Origin of the sequence: Nocardia sp. NPDC049149, from assembly GCF_043197455.1 — a bacterium.
In the GTDB taxonomy this organism is placed as follows: domain Bacteria; phylum Actinomycetota; class Actinomycetes; order Mycobacteriales; family Mycobacteriaceae; genus Nocardia.
Genome location: NZ_JBICTD010000007.1, coordinates 191,812 through 210,166, shown reverse-complemented (window position 1 = coordinate 210,166; position 18,355 = coordinate 191,812). Strand labels below are relative to the sequence as shown.

The 18,355-nt window shown below is 67.6% G+C and carries 17 protein-coding genes; 15 read left to right on the top strand and 2 right to left on the bottom strand.

What is annotated here, in order from left to right; translation table 11 throughout:
* Window positions 1-131 precede the first annotated feature (131 nt).
* The 5 genes from ACGFNJ_RS28580 to ffh all read left to right on the top strand — a co-directional run bounded on the left by ACGFNJ_RS28580 (window position 132) and on the right by ffh (window position 6,520).
* Complete coding sequence (locus tag ACGFNJ_RS28580; RefSeq protein WP_393454683.1) at window positions 132-1,511, top strand: ammonium transporter; 1,380 nt, start codon at window positions 132-134, stop codon at window positions 1,509-1,511.
* 5 nt (window positions 1,512-1,516) lie between these two features.
* Window positions 1,517-1,855: a P-II family nitrogen regulator gene (locus tag ACGFNJ_RS28575; protein WP_069161855.1), complete on the top strand. Its 339-nt coding sequence runs from the start codon at window positions 1,517-1,519 to the stop codon at window positions 1,853-1,855.
* 69 nt (window positions 1,856-1,924) lie between these two features.
* A complete protein-coding gene (locus ACGFNJ_RS28570) occupies window positions 1,925-4,417 on the top strand; it encodes a [protein-PII] uridylyltransferase (RefSeq protein WP_393454680.1) in 2,493 nt (830 codons plus the stop codon).
* Window positions 4,418-4,534: 117 nt separating this feature from the next.
* A complete protein-coding gene (locus ACGFNJ_RS28565; protein WP_245745826.1) occupies window positions 4,535-4,849 on the top strand; it encodes a hypothetical protein in 315 nt (104 codons plus the stop codon).
* 105 nt (window positions 4,850-4,954) lie between these two features.
* A complete protein-coding gene (gene ffh / locus ACGFNJ_RS28560; protein WP_393454676.1) occupies window positions 4,955-6,520 on the top strand; it encodes a signal recognition particle protein in 1,566 nt (521 codons plus the stop codon).
* Between the two features lie 46 nt (window positions 6,521-6,566).
* Here ffh and ACGFNJ_RS28555 read toward each other — a convergent pair whose 3' ends face one another.
* Window positions 6,567-8,111, bottom strand: coding sequence for an HD domain-containing phosphohydrolase (locus ACGFNJ_RS28555; protein ID WP_393454673.1), 1,545 nt, complete (start codon window positions 8,109-8,111; stop codon window positions 6,567-6,569).
* A gap of 131 nt (window positions 8,112-8,242) precedes the next feature.
* On the opposite strand from ACGFNJ_RS28555, the gene ACGFNJ_RS28550 reads away from it, so the two are divergent.
* From ACGFNJ_RS28550 to trmD, 10 genes are all read left to right on the top strand, one after another.
* The gene (locus ACGFNJ_RS28550) at window positions 8,243-9,880 is read left to right on the top strand and encodes a DUF4331 domain-containing protein (RefSeq protein ID WP_393454670.1); all 1,638 of its coding nucleotides are present in this window, start codon (window positions 8,243-8,245) and stop codon (window positions 9,878-9,880) included.
* A 102-nt stretch (window positions 9,881-9,982) separates the two neighbouring features.
* The gene (locus tag ACGFNJ_RS28545) at window positions 9,983-11,290 is read left to right on the top strand and encodes a hypothetical protein (protein ID WP_393454667.1); all 1,308 of its coding nucleotides are present in this window, start codon (window positions 9,983-9,985) and stop codon (window positions 11,288-11,290) included.
* A gap of 45 nt (window positions 11,291-11,335) precedes the next feature.
* Window positions 11,336-12,067 (top strand): LysR substrate-binding domain-containing protein, encoded by a 732-nt coding sequence (locus tag ACGFNJ_RS28540; protein ID WP_393454664.1) that lies wholly within the window; start codon window positions 11,336-11,338, stop codon window positions 12,065-12,067.
* A 109-nt stretch (window positions 12,068-12,176) separates the two neighbouring features.
* The gene (locus ACGFNJ_RS28535; RefSeq protein WP_393454661.1) at window positions 12,177-13,271 is read left to right on the top strand and encodes an amidohydrolase family protein; all 1,095 of its coding nucleotides are present in this window, start codon (window positions 12,177-12,179) and stop codon (window positions 13,269-13,271) included.
* A gap of 78 nt (window positions 13,272-13,349) precedes the next feature.
* Window positions 13,350-14,372: an LLM class F420-dependent oxidoreductase gene (locus ACGFNJ_RS28530; protein ID WP_393454658.1), complete on the top strand. Its 1,023-nt coding sequence runs from the start codon at window positions 13,350-13,352 to the stop codon at window positions 14,370-14,372.
* 101 nt (window positions 14,373-14,473) lie between these two features.
* On the top strand, window positions 14,474-15,031 hold the full coding sequence (locus ACGFNJ_RS28525; protein ID WP_393454655.1) for a dihydrofolate reductase family protein: 558 nt from the start codon (window positions 14,474-14,476) through the stop codon (window positions 15,029-15,031).
* Window positions 15,032-15,416: 385 nt separating this feature from the next.
* The gene (gene rpsP, locus ACGFNJ_RS28520) at window positions 15,417-15,848 is read left to right on the top strand and encodes a 30S ribosomal protein S16 (RefSeq protein WP_393454652.1); all 432 of its coding nucleotides are present in this window, start codon (window positions 15,417-15,419) and stop codon (window positions 15,846-15,848) included.
* A gap of 82 nt (window positions 15,849-15,930) precedes the next feature.
* The gene (locus tag ACGFNJ_RS28515) at window positions 15,931-16,173 is read left to right on the top strand and encodes an RNA-binding protein (protein WP_011210690.1); all 243 of its coding nucleotides are present in this window, start codon (window positions 15,931-15,933) and stop codon (window positions 16,171-16,173) included.
* Window positions 16,174-16,698: a ribosome maturation factor RimM gene (gene rimM / locus ACGFNJ_RS28510; RefSeq protein ID WP_393454649.1), complete on the top strand. Its 525-nt coding sequence runs from the start codon at window positions 16,174-16,176 to the stop codon at window positions 16,696-16,698.
* Between the two features lie 13 nt (window positions 16,699-16,711).
* Window positions 16,712-17,404, top strand: coding sequence for a tRNA (guanosine(37)-N1)-methyltransferase TrmD (trmD, locus tag ACGFNJ_RS28505; protein WP_393454645.1), 693 nt, complete (start codon window positions 16,712-16,714; stop codon window positions 17,402-17,404).
* Between the two features lie 41 nt (window positions 17,405-17,445).
* Here the strand turns inward: trmD and ACGFNJ_RS28500 are convergent, their stop codons facing one another.
* A complete protein-coding gene (locus ACGFNJ_RS28500; RefSeq protein WP_393454642.1) occupies window positions 17,446-18,297 on the bottom strand; it encodes a response regulator transcription factor in 852 nt (283 codons plus the stop codon).
* Between the last annotated feature and the right edge of the window lie 58 nt (window positions 18,298-18,355).

Below are 18,355 nucleotides of genomic sequence, written 5' to 3'. Positions count from 1 at the left end.
GCAACACAACTGCCGCATCCGTTCACGTCGGGGAAACACGACTGCTCTTCGGATGAAACACCGAGTGAGCACCCTTCTGGTCAGGTCCAGTTGCCGGAGTCGGCAGGGCCCGAGATGAGGAGGACATTAAGGTGGCATTTCCCCTTACCGGTGCACCGGATACCGGTGACACCGCATGGATGCTGGCGAGCTCAGCCCTGGTGTTGTTGATGACGCCTGGTCTGGCATTTTTCTACGGCGGCATGGTCCGGTCGAAGAATGTGCTGAACATGATCATGATGAGCATCAGCGCCATGGGCCTCGTCGGAGTGCTGTGGTCGCTGTACGGATTCTCGATGGCGTTCGGTGACAACAAGTTCGGCGTGATGGGCGATCCATCGCAGTTCTTCGGCCTGAAGGGCATCCTCGGCGGCAACGCCGTTGCCGAGGTCAAGGACGCCAGCGGCGCCGTCACCTCCGCGGCCACCGGCATTCCGCTGCTCGGCACGATTCCGATGAGCGTGTTCGTCGCCTTCCAATTGATGTTCGCCATCATCACGGTTGCCCTCATCTCGGGTGCGGTCGCCGACCGCCTGAAGTTCGGTGCCTGGCTGCTTTTCGCGGGTATCTGGGTCACGGTCGTTTATTTCCCGGTCGCGCACTGGGTCTTCGACTTCGACGCCAAGGATGCCGACGGCAACGTCATCCACGAGGGTGGCTGGATCGCGAACAAACTGCTCGCGGTCGACTTCGCGGGCGGCACCGCGGTGCACATCAATGCCGGTGCTGCCGCGCTGGCGCTCGTGCTGGTGCTCGGCAAGCGCAAGGGCTGGCCGACCACCGCCTTCCGCCCGCACAACCTTCCCTTCGTGATGCTCGGCGCAGGCCTGCTGTGGTTCGGCTGGTTCGGCTTCAACGCGGGTTCGGCGCTGACCTCCGGCGGTCTCGCGGGCACCACCTTCGTCACCACCGCCGTGGCGACCGCCGCGGGCATGCTGGCCTGGCTGCTGGTGGAGAAGCTGCGTGACGGTCACCCGACCTCGCTCGGCGCGGCCTCGGGCATCGTGGCAGGCCTGGTCGCCATCACCCCGTCCTGCTCCTCGGTGAACGTGATCGGCGCCCTCGCGGTCGGCACGGTCGCCGGTGCGCTGTGCGCCCTCGCGGTCGGGTTGAAGTTCAAGTTCGGCTTCGACGACTCGCTCGACGTGGTCGGCGTGCATCTGGTCGGCGGCATCGTCGGCACCCTGATGGTCGGTTTGGTCGCCGCGCCCGAGATGGGCGCCGCGAAGACCGGCCTGTTCTACGGCGGCGGCATCGATCAGCTGTGGCGTCAGGCGGTCGGTGCCGGTGCGGTACTTGCCTTCTCCTTCATCGCCAGCCTGATCATTGCCTATATCGTGAAGTTCACCATTGGGCTGCGCGCAAGCGAGGAAGGCGAGTCCGCTGGCTTGGACGAGTCCGAGCACGCGGAAACCGCCTACGATTTCGCCGCTGTGGGTAGCACGGCACGTTCGGCCGTCAAGGAGGCATGACGAACATGAAACTGATCACCGCAATCGTCAAACCGTTCACACTCGAGGACGTCAAGACCGGGCTCGAGCAGGCAGGCGTGCTCGGCATGACCGTCAGCGAAGTGCAGGGTTACGGCCGCCAGAAGGGTCACACCGAGGTCTACCGCGGTGCCGAATACTCCGTGGATTTCGTGCCGAAGGTCCGGGTCGAGGTAGTCGTGGACGACGCGTCCGTCGACAAGGTCGTCGAGGTGATCGTCGAAGCCTCGCGGACCGGCAAGATCGGTGACGGCAAGGTCTGGGTGACGCCGGTCGAGGCGATCATCCGGGTGCGGACCGGCGAACGCGGTTCTGACGCGCTGTAACCGAAAATCCTTGTTAACGCGGCGGCCTCGCCTCCCACCGGAGCTCCGGTCGGGGCGGGGCCGCACTGCATGAATGGGCGGTGGGTTGTGGGCAGTGAGCACGACGGTGGGCGGACCGGCACCGGAGACACCAACGGCGGCAAGGTATCCAACGGAGCGGCCGATCTGGTCCGCGCTCGCGGCCAACTGCTCGACGGTGGGGTGCCGCGTAATCCACGACTCGACGCCGAATCCTTGCGACAGGCCCTGGTCGACCTGTACGAGCTGTGGCTCACCGGCAAGGCCGTCGAGCTCGGTATCACCAGGGAGAGTGGTCTCGCCGTGGTCGCCGTCGGTGGTCTCGGTCGCAAAGAAATGCTGCCGTACTCCGATCTCGATCTGGTGCTGCTGCACGACGACGTCGATCCCGCGAGGGTGGCCGAGGTCGCCGACCAACTCTGGTATCCGTTGTGGGACGCCCACATCAAGCTCGATCACAGTGTGCGGACCGTCCCCCAGGCGCTGCGGGTCGCCTCCGACGATCTGATCGCGGCACTCGGGATGCTGGAGGCCAGACACATCGCGGGCGATCAAGAACTGAGCAACCTGCTGATCGGCGGTGTGCGCCGGGAATGGCGGACCGGGATCCGTTCCCGGTTCGACGAACTCATCGCCCAGGCCGAGGCCAGGTGGCAGCGCAGCGGCGAGATCGCGCATCGGGCCGAGCCCGATCTGAAGAACGGGCGCGGCGGACTGCGTGACATCCAACTCCTCGATGCGCTGGCCATCGCCCAGTTGACCGACGCCATGCCCGGCCTAGGTCCCGAGGTGCCCGGTGGCGGCTTGAAACAGGCGCATCGACGTTTGCTGGACGTTCGCACCGAATTGCACCGAGTGGCGGGAAGGGCCCGTGACCAGCTGCGGGCGCAGGATGCCGACGAGATCGGGGCGGCGCTGCGGATCGGCGATCGCTTCGATCTTGCTCGCACCCTGAGTGATTCGGCGCGGACCGTGAGCTACTCGGTCGATGTCGGGTTGCGCACCGCTGCCAACGCCTTGCCGCGTCGCGGCCTGGCGCGCCTACGCCGCATGCCGGTGCGGCGACCACTCGATGAGGGGGTGGTCGAGCATGCGGGCGAGGTGGTGCTGGCCAGGGACGCGCGGCCGCAGCGCGATCCGGGGCTGATCCTGCGGGTGGCCGCCGCTTCGGCGCAGACCGGGCTGCCGATGTCGGCGACCACCCTCAATCGACTGTCCGAGGACGCCCCCGAGCTGCGCGAGCCGTGGCCCAAGGACGCACTCAACGACCTGCTGGTGTTGCTCGGCGCGGGCCGCGGCGCCATCGACGCGATCGAGGCGCTCGATCGAACGGGCTTGTGGGGCAGGCTGCTTCCGGAATGGGGCGCCGTGCGTGACCTGCCGCCGCGCGACGCGCTGCACACCTGGACGGTCGATCGCCATCTGATGGAGACGGTCGCCTACGCGAGCGCGATGAGCACCCGCGTCGCCAGGCCGGATCTGCTCGCGCTCGGCGCGCTGCTGCACGACATCGGCAAGGGCCGGGTGGGCGACCACAGCATCGTCGGGGCGGAACTGGCCAACCACATCGGCCGCAGGCTCGGCCTGTGGCCCTCGGATGTGCGGACGCTCAGCGCGATGGTGCGCCACCACCTGTTGCTTCCGGATACCGCGACGCGGCGCGATCTCGCCGACCCGGACACCGTGCAATTCGTGGTCGACGCGCTCGGCGGTGATCCGGAACTGCTGGAACTGCTGCACACCCTGGCCGAAGCGGATTCGCTGGCCACCGGGCCCGGCGTGTGGGGTGATTGGAAGGCCTCGCTCATCGGCGATCTGGTCCGCCGCTGCCGACTGGTGATGGCGGGCGGCGAGCTGCCGACGCCGGAGCCCATCGCCCCGGAGCTGATCGCGAAGGCCAAGGCGGGCGGCGTGCACGTCGAATTGAAACCGGGGGAGAGCAAGCACACCTACGCGGTCACCGTGATCGCCCCGGACAAGGCCGGGTTGTTGTCCGACGCCGCCGGGGTGCTCGCGCTGCATTCGCTGCGGGTGCTTTCGGCCTCGCTCGGCGGCGAAGGTGATTCCGCCATCGACGCTTTCGTGGTTTCGCCCAAGTTCGGTGACCCGCCGGATGCGGGACTGTTGCGCCAGGAACTCATCCGCGCCATGGCCGGTGACCTGGACGTGCCCGCGCTCCTGGTCAAAAGGGAGCGCGAGGCGGGCGGTATCGGGCCGAGCCAATACGCGCAGGCTCAGCCGCGAGTGCTCTGGTCGGGCACCTCGGTGCCGGGTCAGGTGCTGCTGGAATTGCGCGCCGAGGATCGCATCGGCGTGCTGAGCAGGCTGGCCGCCGCGCTCGAGGAGTGCGGCGCCGACGTGCGCTGGGCCAAGGTGGTGACGATGGGTTCTGCGGTGGTCGACACCTTCTGCGTCGACCTCGGTGCCGACGACGGCCCCGACCGCAGAGCGGCCATCGAAAAGGCGATCCTGGCGGTCGTGCCGCGGCCCGCGCCGAAGAAGCCGGAGGATGGTATGCCCGGTCCCGAGGTCATCGGAACCTGACAGCACGGGAAGTAACCAATCTGTTGCACATGATTTGCTGGAACCCTTCTATTGTGAACCTTTCGCGCCCTAGGATCAGTAGCGTCTGGCTATCGCTAGCATGAGGGGAGCACGTCTGTGGCAATTGAAGTTGTTGCGGCGTCGATGATGACGAGCGACGAAACCACGCATATGGCGCGGTGCGTCGGCGGAGATCGCTGGGTTGTTTCTTGGCTACCCGGTCGCACCCTGACCGCGCAGCAAGCTGTGACCGCGATGACCATCGCCTCTACGGTGGCCAATTCCCGGATCCCGACGACAACGGAGTGGGCCATTCTCGATGACCTCGCGTTGGAACTGGGATTGACCGCTCGCGAGGCGGTCTACATGGTGGCCAAGGAAAACCACGACTACCGCAGGACAGCCAAACCGCGTCGCCGTTCACTCGACTGAAAAGACACACTTCGACCTCGAAGGACGAACCGCCTGCAGAGTAGTGGGGGCGATCCCATTACCCTGGGAGGCAATTGACGTCCCCCGAGATCAGGAGCGCGATCGGTGTTCGAATCCCTGTCCGACCGGCTTACCGGTGCCCTCAAGGATCTGCGTGGTAAGGGGCGTCTGTCACCGGCCGACATCGACGCCACCTGTCGTGAGATCCGGTTAGCCCTACTCGAGGCCGACGTTGCGCTGCCGGTGGTGCGCGGTTTCATCACGCGAATCAAGGAGCGCGCCAAGGGCGCCGAGGTGTCCGCGGCCCTCAATCCGGCGCAGCAGGTCGTCAAGATCGTCAACGAGGAGCTCGTCGGGATTCTCGGCGGCGAGACCCGCAGGCTGAGCCTGGCGAAGAACCCGCCGACCGTGGTGATGCTGGCCGGTCTGCAGGGCGCCGGTAAGACGACGCTCGCGGGCAAGCTCGCGAAATGGCTGAAGGGACAAGGACATCAGCCGTTGCTGGTGGCCTGCGACCTGCAGCGGCCGGGCGCGGTCACCCAGCTGCAGGTGGTCGGTGAGCGTGCGGAAGTGCCCGTGTTCGCGCCGCACCCCGGCACCTCCATCGGCGGCGGCGACAACGCGCTCGGGGTGAGCGCGGCCGACCCGGTCGAGGTCGCGCGCTCGGGTATCGCCGAGGCCAAGGCCAAGCAGTACGACGTGGTCATCGTCGACACCGCCGGTCGTCTCGGCATCGACGAGGAACTGATGCGGCAGGCCGCAGGCATCCGCGATGCCGTGCAGCCGGACGAGACGTTGTTCGTGCTCGACGCCATGATCGGTCAGGACGCGGTCACCACGGCCGAGGCGTTCCGCGACGGCGTCGGGTTCACCGGTGTCGTGCTCACCAAGCTCGACGGCGACGCCCGCGGTGGCGCGGCGCTGTCGGTGCGCGAGGTGACCGGCGCCCCGATCATGTTCGCCTCCACCGGTGAGAAGCTCGAGGACTTCGACGTCTTCCACCCCGACCGGATGGCGAGCCGCATCCTCGGCATGGGCGACGTGCTCAGCCTGATCGAGCAGGCCGAGCAGATCTACGACGCGGAGCAGGCCGAGGAGGCCGCCCGCAAGATCGGCAGCGGCGAGCTGACGCTGGAGGACTTCCTCGAGCAGATGCTTGCCATCCGCAAGATGGGCCCGATCGGCAACCTGCTCGGCATGCTGCCCGGCGCGGGCCAGATGAAGGACGCGCTCGCCGCGGTCGACGACAAGCAGCTCGACCGGGTGCAGGCGATCATTCGCGGCATGACCCCGGCCGAACGGGACAACCCGAAGATCATCAACGCCTCTCGGCGGTTGCGCATCGCCAACGGCTCCGGCGTCCAGGTTTCCGATGTCAACCAGCTCGTCGATCGTTTCTTCGAAGCCAAGAAGATGATGGCGATGATGGGCCGTCAGATGGGCATGCCAGGCACTCGACGCGGGAACAACAAAAAGGGCAAGAAGGGGAAGAAGGGTGGGCGCGGTCCCACACCGCCGAAGGTTCGTGGCGGCTTCCCCGGGATGCCCGCCGGCATGCCAGGTATGCCCGCAGGGATGCCTGACCTGTCGAACATGCCTCCCGGCCTCGACCAACTCCCGCCGGGGTTGGAAGGTTTCGACCTCAGCAAGCTGAAATTCCCGAAGAACTAACCGTTTTCGCCGCCCCGGCCTTTCCGGCACGGGGCGGCGCCGGGGCCTAGTCCGGCAGCAGCCCGTGTTCCATCGCGAACACCGCGGCGCCCGCGCGGGTGCGTCGGCCGGTTTTGTCGTAGATGTGCGCGAGATGGTGGCCGACGGTGCGCTCGGAGACCACCAGCTCCGCGGCGATCATCCGGTTCGACAGTCCGCGGGCGGCCAGCCTGAGCACATCGAGCTCACGCTCGGTGAGTCCGCAGGGCAGGTCGGTCCGTGGCTTGCGTAGTCCGGCCGCTTCCACGACGGCCACGCACGCCTCTCGATCGAGGCTTCCCGCAGCCGCTGCGGCGAGCAATTCGCGGGCGGCGTCGTCGGGCGCGTAGGCGGGTCGGTGCGGGCGCGGCTCGGTGAGTGCGGCGAAGACATCGGCGGCGGCGAGAATCCGGGCGAGACGCGCCAGGTCCCGGCCACGGACGCCGCGGTGATAGCCGGTGCCGTCCAGCCGTTCGTGATGGCCTGCGGCGAGATCGGCGAGATCGGCGAGCCCGGGACAGCGGCGCAGCACCCGCTCGGTCCAATACGTGTGCAGCCGAACCCGTTCCCAATCGCCGGGACCGAGCGGGCCCGGCCGGTCCCAGATCGCGCTCGACACCCCGGCCCGCCCGATGTCGTGCAGCAGCGCCGCGGCCCGCAGGGTTTCCCGGTCGTCCGGGGTCATCCCGGACAGCTCGCCCGCCGCGCCCGCGAGATCGGCGACGTGGCCCGAATGCCCGAGCAGCCACCGGCCTTTCAAGTCGACCACGATCGCCAGCGCCAAACACAGGTGCAGTCGCTCACGCGGCCGGATATGCAGCGGCACACCGGGTTCCCCGCGGACAACGGCGGTCAGCACATCCGGCACATCGAGGCAGTCCCACATCGCGTCCGCGTCCGCGCTGAACAGGGCAACCAGATCGGGATCGAGATGTCCGCCTGCCCGCCGTCGCAGCTCGGCCGTCGCGTCCTGCCGGTTCCGGCCCGCCGCGGCGAGGACCGCCTGTTCGGCGAGGTGCACGATCCGCCCGGTCAGCGAGATCTCCTCGCCCCGAAGCTGTTCCGGCGCGCCGAGCCCGTCCCAGCGTTCCTTGACCTCGGTGAGCGCAAGCACCGCGGCCTCGGGCAGTCCGAGCCGGGAGCCGAGGGCGCGGCTCACCTCGCACACGGACCGGACCGCCGCGGCCGCCTGCTGCGGTGGCGCGCCGACGTATCGGTCACGCAACTGCGACTGCCTTTCGGGCGCCCAGGAGCCGAAGCTGGCCAGCTGTGCGGCGAACACGGGTGCGTCGCCGGGATCGAGCACGTGGTAAGCGCGTTGGAAGGCAACGTCATCGGCGAATGCGGCCGCGTTCTCCGAGGCGCGGCTGGTGCAACCGACGGCGCCGAGCAGCGCCGCGTGGAAGACGATCCTGCGATCCGCTTCCGCCAGGCCGATGCGTTCGGCGAGCGCGGTGGCGACCAGGCAGGTCGCCAAGCCCTTCTCGAACGGCACGCCGGTCGCCAGGTCGGTCGTCAGCGACAGTGCCGCGAGCACCTCGGTGACTCGGATGGCGGCGGGCGGGATCGTCACTCTGCCACGTTAGTTCGCCGGGGGCGGCGCGTCCCGCGGAATCGGGGATAGGTCGATCGACCGATGTGGGTGACCGTCCCGCGCGGCCACCATGAGCTGCACCATTATTCGCACGTCCCGAAGGAAACCTCATGTCATGTTCACCTCGGCGAGGTGTTCGCCGCCGCGCCGCCGGTGCCATCGCCGTCGTCGGAATCACGGTTCTCGGCGGCACGGTCTGCGGCCTGACGCTGCCTGCCGCAGACGCGTCCAGCCATCGTGAAGCCCCACTGATCGCCGGAGATCCGGCGGCCGACAACACCGACGTCTACGCGTTCGTGAGTCCGGACAAGCCCGATACCGTGACGATCGTCGCCAACTGGTTCGGGTTGCAGGAACCCAACGGCGGCCCGAACTTCTACCCATGGGCCACCGAGACCTATCACGACATCAACATCGACAGCGATGGCGACGCGAAACCGAATGTCAGCTATCGCGTCACGGTCACGACCGATGATCGCCGTGGGGCCAACACCTTTCTGTACAACAACGGACCGGTCACCAGCCTGACCGACGAAAACCTGCTGTACCGGCAGAACTACGAGCTGTCGGTCAGCCACGGCGCCAACGATTGGCGGCCGATCGCGCACGGGGCGGTCGCGCCGTCCGACACCGGCCCGGCGTCCATCCCCGACTACGGCGTGTTGCGTAAGGAGGCGACGCACAGTCTGCCCAGCGGCGGCTCGGTGTACGTCGGCGCCGCCGAGGATCCGTTCTTCCTCGATCTGCGGGTGTTCGATCTGCTCTACGGCGGCAATCTGTCCGAGGTCGGCACCGACACACTCGCCGGCACGAACGTCAATACCGTTGTGCTGCAAGTGCCGATGCGTGATCTCGCGTTGAAGAACGACCCGGTGCGCAACCCGGTGATCGGGGTGTGGAGCGACACCGAGCGGCGCACCATGCAACTCACCCCTGGCGCCGCCACGCCGACCGGTGAGTTCGTGCAGGTATCCCGGCTCGGCAACCCGCTCGTGAACGAGGTGGTGGTGCCGACGGGGCTGAAGGACGCGTTCAACGCGCTGCAACCGGTCGGCGACGCCGGAGTTCCGCAGGTGGTCGAGCGGGTCACCAAACCCGAACTGGCGCAATTGATCGAGGGAATCTACAAGGTGCCCGCGCCTGCCACGCCACGCAACGACCTGGTCGAGATCTTCCTGACCGGCATCGCGAAGCAGGCGCCGACGCTGGACCACAGCGCACCGCCCATCCAGGCGGATCTGAATTCGCAGGTCCTCAACGCCGATGCCAATGCCGCGGCGTTCCGGCCCTCGGAAATGCTGCGGTTGAACATGGCGGTGCCGGTGACGGCCACGCCGAATCGGCTCGGCGTGCTCGGCGGTGACCTGCAAGGGTTCCCGAACGGCAGGCGGCTGAGTGACGATGTGGTCGACATCGCTGTCCAGGCCGTGGAGGGTGCGGCGCAGACGGGCAAGCTGGTGCCCGCGCTGGCGGCAGGGGATAAGGTCGACGCCAACGATGCGGCGTTCTCCACCTCCTTCCCGTATGTCGCGTTGCCCGCGCGGAGCAAGACGACATCCGCCGGATCATCGTCGGGGGCAACGGCTCCCGCGGCGGCACCGGTGGCGCCGAGTGACGACGGGATGTCCTTGACGCCGATCGTCGCGGGTGGCGGTGCGGCCGCCGCAGTGCTCGCCGGTGGCGGGTGGCTGTGGTGGCGTCGCCGGGGCAACCGGATCGTGCTGCAGGAGCAGCAGCCGAACGCCTGACCCGGACACCGGGTGGCGGAACGTGAACTCGTTGCGCCACCCGGTGTTTCGACTACCCAGTGCTCTGAAGAAGTTCGACAACCCATCGCGAAGAAGCTCGAGATGACCGAAAAACGTTTCCGCGGGCCACGATACGTGCTCGCGACCATCCTGATCGGGGTCAGCGCCGTAGCACTCGGCGTGACCGCGACGCTGTACGACCGGCCGTCGACCACCGCAGCTGCTGCGGCCACTGACCCGCTGTCCGCACACATCAGTCAGCTGACCCAACAGTTGGAGCGAGTACCCGGTAATCCGCGCGCCTGGGCCGACCTGGGCGGCTCGTACGTCGAATTGGCCCGCGTCACCGGCGATCCGGAGAATTACGGCAATGCGCAACGGGCGCTGGATCGTTCGCTGGTGCTACAGCCGGCGGCCAACGCCGACGCACTGATCGGGCTCGGCGCCCTCGCCAACGCCAGGCACGACTTCGGTCCCGCGCGTGGCTATGCCGAACAAGCCGTCGCGTTGCGGCCGACCAGTGCGGACGGCTACGGCGTCCTGATCGATGCGCTGACCCAGCTCGGCGACGCGGACGCGGCGACCGCGGCCGTGCAGCGGATGCTGGCGCTGCGACCCGGCGTTCCGTCGTTCACCCGCGCCGCCTACGACCTGGAATTGCACGGCCGCACCGCGGACGCGAGGACCGCGTTGCAGATGGCGCTGGCGGCGGCGAACATTCCCGACCAGATCGCCTTCTGCCGGTACCACCTCGGTGAGCTCGCCTTCAATACCGGTGACCTCGCGGAGGCTGAGAGCCAGTACCGTGCCGGGCTGCTGGCCAACCCGGGCAGCGTGGCTTTGCGTCAAGGGCAGGCCAAGATTTCCGCCGCGCGCGGCGCTATCGGCGAGGCAATCACGCAGTACACGGCGCTGACCGAGGAAGCTCCGCTGCCGGAGTATCTGATCGAGTTCGGTGAGCTGCTCGATGCCGCGGGCCGACCAGGCGAGGCGGCCGCGAAATACCGGGAGGTCGCTGCTCGGTTCGACAGGCTGGCGGCGGAGGGCACGACGGAGTACGCAGGCGCCGCCCTGTTTGCGGCGGACCACGGTGACCCCGCCGAGGCGGTTCGACTGGCCGAGTTGGAGTTCGGGCGTCGCCAGTTCGTTCTCACCGCGGACACCCTGGCGTGGTCGCTGCACAAGGCGGGGCGCGACGCCGACGCTCTCGTGCTTGCCGATCGCGCGGCAAGCCTCGGCTGGCGCAACGCCACCTTCGCCTATCACCGCGGCATGATCCTCGCCGCGCTCGGCCGCAACACGGAAGCCGCCGCGGCGCTCACCGAGGCCTTGCAGATCAACGCGCACTTCTCACCCCTGCATGCGCCGCGCGCCAGGCTCGCGCTCGATGCCTTGCTCGGAGCCGGATGAGCCGATCGGATCAGCGGTGCAGTAGCCGCGCCGCGTCGAATTCGATTGGCGTCAGCCAGAGTGCTTGCCGCACAGGCCGAGCGGGCCAAGGCCGAGCTGGCGCTGGAGCGGGACTCGGTGGCCGGGGTGCTGCGGATCAGCGCGATGCCGACCGCGTTGGTCGCGCTGGTTGCCCCGGCCGCGGCGCGGCTGCGGGACGCTCACCCTCGCTTGGCTGTGCAGATGAACGAGGACGAAAGCCGGCAGTGCTACGAGCTGCTGTTGCTCGGGGACACCGATCTGGGCGTGCTCATTCCGACGGCAGGCAGTCCGACCACGGACGATCCACGCTTCGAGCAATTTCCGCTGATCGACGAGCCGCAGGACCTGTTGGTCGCGGCCGACCACCCGCTGGCGGGCCGGACGAGCGTGGCATTGACGGAGGCGGCCGAGGAGACCTGGATCGGCGCACCGGAACGCGTCGCGCACAACCAGCTGCAGCTGAGTGCCTGTGCCGCAGCCGGATTCACGCCGCGCATCGTGCATCGCGGCATGGATTGGATCGGCATCTCCGCCATGGTCACTCGCGGGTTCGGCGTCAGCCTGATTCCGCGCCTGGCCGACCTGCCCGGCGCGCACGACGTGGTGCGCGTGCCGCTGCACGGTGACGCCCGCCCGACTCGCCGCCACGTTGCCTGCATTCGCCGGGGCAGCGGTGGTCATCCCGCGATCGCCGCCGGGTTGGCGGCGGTGCGTGCGGTCTGCGAGGAACGAACGGACGTCGTGGTCGTTCGCTGACCACCGCGGGCACTGCTCGGTCCGGCTGTCCACGTCGGCGGTTGGCGCGTGACTGTCAGGGGGCGTGGACAGTAGGTTGGAGGCAGCCGACTAGTTCCAGGAGGTTGCTGTGCATCTGCGTGGTGTGGTTCTCCCCGATGCTGACGTGCGCGATCTGTGGGTGCGGGATGGGCTGGTGTCGTTCGAGCCGGTGCCGGGTGCCGAAACACTGTGTCGCACAGGCTGGATCGTGCCGGGGCTGGTCGACGCGCACTGCCATGTCGGGATCAGGTACGGCGGGGGCGACGAGGATCACGCCGGTGCGATCGCGCAGGCCGAGACCGAGCGTGACGCGGGCGCGTTGCTGTTGCGCGACGCCGGATCGCCCATCGACACCCGGTTCATCGACGACCACCACGACCTGCCGAAAATCATCCGGGCCGGCCGCCACATCGCCCGCCCCCGGCGCTACATCCGCGAGCTCGGCATCGAACTCGACGACGAACGCGACCTGCCGGAGATCGTCGCGGAGCAGGCGAGGTTCGGCGACGGCTGGGTGAAGATCGTCGGCGACTGGATCGACCGGTCCGTCGGTGATCTACGCCCGCTCTGGAGCGACGCGATCCTCAAGGAAGCCATCGACGCCGCACACGCCAACGGTGCCCGGGTCACCGCGCACGTGTTCGGCGAGGACGCGTTGCCCGGCCTGATCGACGCGGGCATCGACTGCCTCGAACACGGCACGGGGCTCACCGACGAGACGATCGAGATGATGGTCGAGCACGGCACCGCGTTGGTGCCGACGCTGGTCAACATCGACACGTTTCCCGAAATCGCGGACAGCGCAGGTAAATTCCCCACCTACGCCGCGCACATGCGTGACCTGCATCGGCGCGTCAAGCAGACGGTCACCAACGCGCACGAGGCGGGCGTGCCGATCTTTGCGGGCACCGACGCGGGCGGCTCGATCCGGCACGGCCGGATCGCCGAGGAGATCGCGGCGCTCGGTGCGGCCGGATTGTCCGCGCACGATGCGCTCGGAGCCGCCTCGTGGAACGCTCGTAGCTGGCTGGGGCGGCCGAGTATCGAGGCCGGTGCTCCTGCGGATTTCGTTGTCTATCAGGAAGATCCGCGCGTCAACCCGGAAATTCTCGCCACCCCGTACGCGGTGATCCTGCGGGGGCGACTGTTTCAGCGCCACGGCCCCATCACAGGCCATCGGTGAGGCGGGCAACGGTGGCGAGACCCGCCGGTGCGTCGAAGGGTTGACTTGGAGTGCACTCCAAGTCCTAGCGTTGACAGTATGAGCAACCAAGACACCGCCAGGGACGTCCGTCGACATGGCAGTATTCGCCTCGGTTATCAGATGCCCAACTTCACCTACGGACAGCCGGTCAGCGAGCTGTTCCCGACGGTGGTCACGCAGGCAAGAGAGGCCGAAGCGGCTGGCTTCGACACCGTGTTCGTGATGGACCACTTCTATCAACTGCCCGGCCTCGGCGCCCCCGAAGACCCGATGCTGGAGTCCTACACCGCACTGTCCGGGATCGCCGCGTCCACCGAACGAATCCAGTTGTCGGCGTTGGTGACCGGCAACACCTATCGCAATCCCGCGTTGCTCGCGAAGACCGTCACCACCCTCGACCTGGTCAGCGCAGGCCGCGCGATCCTCGGCATCGGCGCGGGCTGGTTCGAGCTGGAACACAAGTCCTACGGCTTCGAATTCGGCACCTTCACCGAGCGCTTCGAACGCCTCGACGAGGCGCTGCAGATCATCCACCCGATGCTGCGCGGCGAGCACGCCACCTTCGACGGCAAGTGGTACCACACCGACAACGCGATGAACGAGCCGCGACTGCGCGACGACCTGCCGATCATGCTCGGCGGTGCGGGCGAGAAGAAGACCTTCGCGCTGGCCGCCAAGTACGCCGACCACCTCAACATCATCTGCAACGCCTCGGAGCTGCCGCGCAAGATCGCGGCGCTGCACGAGCGCTGCGCCGAGGTCGGCCGTGATCCGAAGACGCTGGAGACCAGCTACCTGTGCTTCCTGATGATCGACGAGGACGGCGATCGGGCGCGCAAAGCGCAGCAGGACTTCCTCGGCAACATCGGGATCGACCTGGCCGCGATGTCCGAGGAGGAACGCGCACAGTCCGTCGCCGACCGTCAGTTCGTCGGCAACCCCGACGATGTCGTCGAGCAGCTGCAGACCAGGGTGCTCGACCAAGGCATCGACGGCGTCATCGTCAACATGGTCACCAACGGCCACGAGCCCGGCGCGGTCGAGCTCGCCGGACGGACTCTCGCGCCGCTGTTCGCCTGATCAGCACCGCCTTCGCAGGGCATTGATGACGTAGGCACCGATGAGTTCTGTCGGCGTGGACCGTCTTCAGTAGGAGACGCACGCCAACAGGAGGAGTATCGATGCGGGAGCTGATCGTCACCGAGAACATCACCGTGGACGGGGTGGTCGAGGCGGCCGAATGGTTCGACGTGGCCAACGCGGCGGGTGTGGACCAGTCCGACCTCGTCGGGACGCTGCGTGCCCACATGGCCGACTCCGACGCGGTGCTGTTCGGCCGGGTCTCCTTCGAGGAGATGCGGGGGTACTGGCCGCAGCAAACCGAGGACACCTCCGGTGTCACCGAGCACCTGAACAAGGTGACCAAGTACGTCGTGTCCAGCACGCTCCACGATCCGGAGTGGGAGAACACGGTGGTGCTGCGCGGACCGCTGGTCGAGGAGATCCGTGCGGTGAAGGATCAGCCGGGCAAGGACATCGTGTCGACCGGCAGTATTCAGCTCGTCCGGGCGCTGATCGCTGCCGACTTGGTCGACGAGTACCGGCTGTTCGTCTACCCGGTCGTGCTCGGGACCGGTCGGCGGCTGTTCGAGAACGCCACCGAGGTGCCGGTGCTGCGGCTCGTCGAGACGCGGCCGTTCAACTCGGGCGTGGTGCTGCTGCGGTACCGGAAGGCGTGAGTTCGCGCTCAATCGAGCAGTCGGAAGAGTCCCTTGAACATGCCGCCGAGGACGCGGAACACGCCGGAAAGGACGAACTCGGCGGCGGCCTCCTGGCCTACTTCACTCGCCATCTCGCGGGTGGTGCTGCGGCGCCTGTTGCGACGGAAGATACCCATGCGTCGTTATAGCGGTCTGGCGGCGGTTCGTAACAGCGCCGAGGCGATTTCTTTCGACGCCGACCCATCTGGCACAATGAACCACCGTCCTTCCTGGACAAGTGTCAGCCCGTCTCCGGTTCCGTACCGCGCGGCGGTCACACACTCCAAGCGCTAAACCGGGCTCGCAGACCGTGCGGGTCGCTGAATTGCGCCGTGACCACACCTATGAAAGAGGCAGAACAAGCATGGCTGTTCGTATCAAGCTCACCCGCATGGGCAAGATCCGCAACCCGCAGTACCGCATCGTCGTCGCCGACGCCCGCACCCGCCGTGACGGCCGGGCCATCGAGGCCATCGGCAAGTACCACCCGAAGGAAGAGCCGTCGCTCATCGAGATCGATTCCGAGCGCGCTCAGTACTGGCTGGGTGTCGGCGCGCAGCCGACCGAGCCCGTCCAGCGCCTGCTGGAGATCACCGGTGACTGGCAGAAGTTCAAGGGCCTGCCGGGCGCCGAGGGCACGCTGAAGGTCAAGGCCGCGAAGACGTCCAAGCTGGACCTCTTCAACGCCGCGCTTGCCGCCGCCGACAATGCGCCGACCACCGAGGCCGTCACCCCGAAGAAGAAGACCGCCAAGAAGGACGAGGCCGCTGAGGCCGCAACCGAGGCTGCTGAGTAACTGTGAGTGAGCGGAGCGAGCGAACCACAAGCGCAGCGCCCCCGGCGATCACGACGGAACCGAGCGCCAGCGAGGTGGAGTCGTGAGTGCCGTCGTCGCCGATGCTGTCGAACATCTTGTTCGCGGCATCGTCGCCAATCCCGATGACGTCCGTGTCGAGCTGATCACCGGCCGCCGCGGACGCACCGTCGAGGTGCATGTGCACCCCGACGACCTGGGCAAAGTGATCGGTCGTGGCGGTCGTACCGCGACCGCGCTGCGCACCCTCGTCGCAGGCATCGGCGGCCGGGGTATCCGGGTCGACGTGGTCGACACCGACCAGTAGATGGAACTTGTCGTAGGACGGGTCGCCAAATCGCACGGTGTGCGCGGCGAGCTGGTCGTCGAGATTCGCACCGACGAGCCGGAGGCCCGGTTCGCGCCCGGCGCCACCCTGCGTGGTCGGCTGGCGCGCTCCAAGGATGTCCGCGACTTCACGGTCAAGTCGGCCCGAGAACACTCGGGCCGGCTTCTCGTGTTTCTCGACGGCATCGCCGACCGGGACGCCGCCGATGCGTTGCGCGGCACGCTGTTCGTGGTGGAGAGCGCGGAACTGCCGCCGTCCGACGACCCGGACGAGTACTACGACCACGAGCTCGAAGGGCTGACCGTTCAGCTCACCGACGGCACCGTGGTCGGCACCGTGCACGAGGTGCTGCATTCGGCTGCGGGAGAACTGCTTTCGGTGCGCGCCGTCGAAGACAAGCGGGAGATCCTGATCCCGTTCGTCACGGCCATCGTGCCCACCGTCTCGCTCGCGGACCGGCTTGTCGTCATCGATCCGCCCGAGGGCCTGCTCGATCCGGAATGAACACGAGGATCACATGAAACTCGATGTCGTCACGATCTTCCCGGAGTATCTCGAGCCGTTGCGAACGGCGTTGCTCGGCAAGGCGATCGACAAGGGCCTGATCTCGCTGGACGTGCACGACCTGCGGCAGTGGACCCATGACGTGCACAAGTCCGTCGATGATGCGCCGTACGGTGGCGGGCCTGGCATGGTCATGAAGCCGACGATCTGGGGTGACGCGCTCGATGCGGTCTGCCCCGACGACGCGCTGCTCGTCGTTCCGACGCCCGCCGGTGTGCCGTTCACACAAGCCACCGCGCACCGCTGGGCCGCCGAGAATCACCTCGTCTTCGCTTGTGGCCGTTACGAAGGCATCGATCAGCGGGTCTTCGACGATGCGGCCCGGCGGGTCCGGGTCGAAGAGGTCAGCATCGGCGATTACGTGTTGATCGGTGGCGAGGCGGCGGTTTTGGTGATGACCGAGGCGGTGGTTCGGCTGCTGCCCGGTGTGCTCGGGAATCAGCAGTCCCATCAAGAGGATTCGTTCTCCGACGGTCTGCTCGAAGGTCCCAGCTATACCCGGCCCGTGGTCTGGCGTGAGCTGGAGGTTCCGCCGGTGCTGTTGTCCGGTGACCACGCGAAGGTCGCTGCCTGGCGGCACGAGCAATCGCTCGCGCGTACGCGGGAACGGCGCCCGGATCTCCTGCCCGACGCTGAAAAGCCCTGACTCTCAGTCATGTTCACGGCTCGGTGGCCGAGTGACCCGTCCTAGGGGAGTAGGCCGTGCTTGCGTGCGGCGCTGACGGCCTCGTGGCGAGTGTGCGCGTCGAGCTTGGCCATCGCGTTGCGGAGATAGCTCTTGACCGTCTCTTGCCCGAGCGAGAGGCGTTGCGCCGCTTCCTGATTGGTGCAGCCGAGGGCGATCTGGGCGAGCACGTCCAGTTCGCGGCGGGACAGGCGCGGTGCGCCGGGGACGGGCTCGCCGACCACGACGCGGGTGAGCCGCTCGCAGACGGTGTGCAGGCGGTCGCGGAGGTCCTCGTCGTCGGCCGAGCGCGCCAAGCCGCGCAATTCGGCATGAATGTCACGCAATTCCTCGGCGACGGCGGGTGCGGTATGCGCAGTGGGCGTGGTCATTTCGAGCAGGCGTAGCCTGCGGTCGACCTCGTCGCGGATGGTGAATTCGGTGCCGAGGCGGCGGGCCGCCTGCACGACGAGGTCGGCGGTGCGGTCGCCGAGCGGACTGCCACCGCGAGTGGCGGCATAGAGCACCGCGCGGGAGCACCGGTCGACGAGCACCGGGACGGCGACGATCGAGCGGAGCCCCTCGCCGGAAACCGGGCCGTCGTAATGATGGGTGATCGTCGAGGTGTTGACGTAATCGGTGACCGACGCGGGCCGCCCCGAATCCATCACCCGGCCGCCGAGTCCGGAGGTGCGCAGCACGGACAGCCCGCGCAGTCCGTTGGTGCGAGTACCGACGAATTCCGTCAGCAGCAGCGCGTTGCCGTGCACCTCGCCGCCGAACGTCACCGGCACCCCGGCCGTGCTTGCCACCCAGCGGATCTCGGCGCGTAACGCATCGCCGTCGCGCGGACGCAGCACTGCGGTGTCGGTCATCGAACTCAACCCTTTTCGGGGGTAGTGGCGAAATGGTGTGATCTACATCCTATGGGGT